The following is a 329-nucleotide window of genomic DNA, read 5'->3' as shown; positions in this document are numbered from 1 at the left end:
TGCGTGATCGGCCATGAAGCCCTGCTGCAAGGGTTGCACGCGGCGATCCCGCTGGCGTTGGACACGGCGGCGCTGCGCGCGGAGCTGGCGGCGGCGCCGGCGCACGATCCGGTGCGGAGCGAGCCGACGCCGTCGGATCGGCTGGCCTACATCCTGTTCACGTCGGGCTCGAGCGGTCGCCCGAAAGGTGTGCGGGTCGAGCACGGCAGCGTGATGAACCTCGCCGCGGGATTGGATGCGGCCCTGACGGACATCGGGGTGAGCGGTCCGGTGCGCTGGGCGTGGAATGCCTCCTACGGTTTCGATGCATCGCTGCAAGCGCTGGTGCA

Annotated in this window: 1 protein-coding gene; it reads left to right on the top strand. The window is 70.2% G+C overall.

Annotation, left to right across the window (positions count from 1 at the left end; all coding sequences use genetic code 11):
• Window positions 1-329: AMP-binding protein (locus ISP15_RS18440; RefSeq protein WP_404549475.1), on the top strand; the 329-nt coding region annotated here is incomplete at both ends.

This window comes from Dyella jejuensis (assembly GCF_044904675.1).
In the GTDB taxonomy this organism is placed as follows: domain Bacteria; phylum Pseudomonadota; class Gammaproteobacteria; order Xanthomonadales; family Rhodanobacteraceae; genus Dyella_B; species Dyella_B jejuensis.
The sequence above is the reverse complement of the archived record's forward strand: the minus strand, read 5'-3'. Positions and strand labels throughout refer to the sequence as shown.